Here is a 1,887-nt window from a genome sequence, read left to right as displayed (position 1 = left end):
GCTAGCGTAAAGTTTTTGTAGGATTAATTGAAAAAGGGGATTTCCTTCGTGATATAGTTATTTACGGTGTCCAAGCCAAAATAACCAAACGGAGGAGTCCCCTTGTGTTAAATAGTATACAGCATTTTATTGAGAATGGAGTACCAAATCTTCAGAAGGCATCAAAAGATTTCTCGGAGGATCCAAGAGACTTTGCAGGTTTTGTTTACAGAGTTAGGAATGAAGCACTACAGATGGCATTGGACTACATCTCAGAAACGCTTACGACTTGTAACCAGATATTAAAAGACAGTCCTGTAAGAAAGGAAAGATGGGAAGTGGTAAGGACTGACGAGAAGTCTCTTATCACCTCAATTGGAAAGGTTATGTTTTCCAAGACACTGTTTAAGAACAAGGTGACCGGAGAACGCAGATATCTTCTGGATGACATGCTTTCATTTGACCCTCATGAAAGGATGTCAGAGGATGCCATAGCACAGCTCTTATCAGAGAGTGTTCAGACTTCATATCGTAAAGGTGGACAAGCTGCAAGCATCCTTGACGAGGTCAGCAAAGAGACTGTAAAGGATAAGATACATGCTCTTGAATTTCCCAAGGAACAGAAAAGGAGAGGCAGAAAGCGCAAGGTTGAGTATCTGTATATAGAGGCTGATGAAGACCACGTGTCACTTCAGTTCCAGAAAAAGAAGGGAGACCTACAGGTCAACCAGTATGGAAGAAAACTCAATGGGATGATAAACAAGCTTATCTATGTTCATGAAGGCATTGAAAAGGATGCTCCCAAGAGCACAAGACATCACCTTGTTAATGCCCATTTCTTCTGCGGTGCCTATGAAGGCAAGGCAAACAGTGAACTCTGGGACGAAGTCTACACATATATCGATAACAATTACGACATAAGCAGCATAAAGAGGATATACCTAGGAGCAGATGGCGGAGCCTGGATAAAGGCGGGTGGAAAAAGGATCAGTGGCATCACATATGTGATGGACGAGTTCCACCTCAAAAAATACCTGATAAAGATGACAAACCACCTGATGGATAGTGCTGATGATGCCAGAAAGCTTCTCTGTGAGATGATCAAGGACGGAAGTAAGGAAGATTTCCTGTCTGTGGTAGATATGCTTGAATATCATGCCTCAAATGACAAGGAAATGAAACGTGTACAGGAAGGCGCTGATTATATACTTGATAACTGGTCTGCAGCAAAGACAAGACTGAGGTACAGAAGAATTCCCGGGTGTAGTACTGAAGGTCATGTCAGTCATGTCCTGTCCAAAAGAATGAGCATGACTCCAATGGGCTGGAGCCGAAAAGGTGCTGATAAGATGGCAAGGCTCAGTGCCTATACATGGAATAAAAGAGATATGCTGGAACTTGTGCGCTATCAGAAGACAGTAATGCCTAAGGCTGCCGGAGCAGAGGAAGCAGAGACTGTAGTGGCTCAGGTAAAAGACAAACAGCATTCCCATCCGGCGTGGGGAAAGTATGTCGATAGCATACAGGTAGAGCTTAGTTCAGAGCTGAAGAAGTGGATGAGCATCGGAATGCATAACTACATCTGGAAACTGTTCTAAAAGGAAGCCAGAGGCTGACGCCTCTGCCCTTGAATAAAGTGCGCCAGAGCGCACACCTATCCTTGATCTGCTTGACTACAGAATATCTGCCATGGAATGCCTGTCAACCCCGCAGCCGCTTCGCGGTGCGCATAGCGCAGGGTTGACTGGTATTCCATGACAGATAAAGTAGTCAACAAGCAGACCAAGGATTAGAATGACAGCCTTGAACTGTCATCCAACCAGGCGCTATAATGAGTAAGGTTTGAACATCTGAACTGATCACAGGGGCAATCTACCCTTTCAAATCCTACAGTAAATTTACGCCGTC

At 44.3% G+C, this 1,887-nt stretch carries 1 protein-coding gene; it reads left to right on the top strand.

Annotation, left to right across the window (positions count from 1 at the left end):
* Positions 1 to 104 precede the first annotated feature (104 nt).
* Positions 105 to 1,577: an ISLre2 family transposase gene (locus BMW61_RS21455; RefSeq protein ID WP_091826129.1), complete on the top strand. Its 1,473-nt coding sequence runs from the start codon at positions 105 to 107 to the stop codon at positions 1,575 to 1,577.
* Positions 1,578 to 1,887: the final 310 nt, after the last annotated feature.

The sequence above is a fragment of the Butyrivibrio sp. ob235 genome (assembly GCF_900109475.1).
Taxonomy (GTDB): Bacteria; Bacillota; Clostridia; order Lachnospirales; family Lachnospiraceae; genus Butyrivibrio.
Note: the sequence above shows the minus strand (reverse complement) of the source record. Positions and strands in the feature narration are given on the sequence as shown.